Origin of the sequence: Pseudomonas sp. SM4 (assembly GCF_051913165.1) — a bacterium.
GTDB lineage: Bacteria > Pseudomonadota > Gammaproteobacteria > Pseudomonadales > Pseudomonadaceae > Aquipseudomonas.
Map to the genome: position 1 here is coordinate 272,342 of NZ_JBODOE010000004.1, position 354 is coordinate 272,695.

A 354-nucleotide genomic window follows, 5' to 3' on the forward strand; every position below is an offset into this window, starting at 1 on the left:
GAACGTATGCAAAACCCTGTAGGAGCGAGCCTGCTCGCGATAGCGGAGTGTCAGACGACAACAATGTTGAACGTAACGACCTCATCGCGAGCAGGCTCACTCCTACAATAGATCTGCGTTGAAATGCAGATGTGTGACTGGACGCAAAACCCTGTGGGAGCTGGCTTGCCAGCGATAGCGGCGTGTCAGGCAACATTGATTTTGGATGTGCCGGCCCCATCGCGGGCAAGCCCGCTCCCACAGGGATCTGCGTTGAAATGCAGATGTTGGAACGAATGCAAAACCCTGTGGGAGCTGGCTTGCCAGCGATAGCGGCGTGTCAGGCAACATTGATTTTGGATGTGCCGGCCCCAT